We start from the raw sequence: 565 nt of genomic DNA, 5'->3' as shown, positions 1-565 counted from the left end.
TTCATGCCGCTTACCGTCGGCGGCGGGGTGCGCAGCGCTGACGATGCCCGCGCGCTGCTGCTCGCGGGCGCCGACAAGGTCGCGGTGAACAGCGCCGCGGTTGCGCGCCCCGAACTCGTCGCCGACATCGCCGATCGCTTCGGCAGCCAGTGCGCGGTGGGCAGCATCGACGCGCGCCGCGTCGCCGATGGTCGCTGGGAAATCTTCACCCACGGCGGGCGCACACCCACCGGCATCGACGCGCTCGACCACGCCGTCCGGCTTGCCGATCTGGGCGTCGGGGAATTGCTCGTCACCAGCATGGACCGCGACGGGACCAAGGACGGCTACGACCTCGCGCTCACCCGCGCGATCGCCGACGCGGTCAGCGTGCCGGTAATCGCCTCGGGCGGGGTCGGCAACCTCGACCATCTGGTCGCCGGGGTGATCGAGGGCGGCGCAAGCGCGGTGCTCGCTGCCAGCATCTTCCACTTCGGCGAAGCGACGATCGCCGAAGCCCATGCGCGGCTTGCCGCCGCGGGATTGCCGGTGCGGTCGCACTCCAGTGCTCCCTAGTTGGATCGTC

Annotated in this window: 1 protein-coding gene; it reads left to right on the top strand. The window is 71.3% G+C overall.

Features of this window, described 5'->3' with window-relative positions; all coding sequences use genetic code 11:
- Nucleotides 1-555, top strand: a 555-nt coding sequence (gene hisF, locus B4F07_RS05275; RefSeq protein ID WP_293704572.1) for an imidazole glycerol phosphate synthase subunit HisF, incomplete at its 5' end; no start/stop codon positions are given.
- Nucleotides 556-565: the final 10 nt, after the last annotated feature.

Source organism: Sphingopyxis sp. UBA6723 (assembly GCF_002454115.1).
Lineage (GTDB): Bacteria > Pseudomonadota > Alphaproteobacteria > Sphingomonadales > Sphingomonadaceae > Sphingopyxis.
Note: the sequence above shows the minus strand (reverse complement) of the source record. Positions and strands in the feature narration are given on the sequence as shown.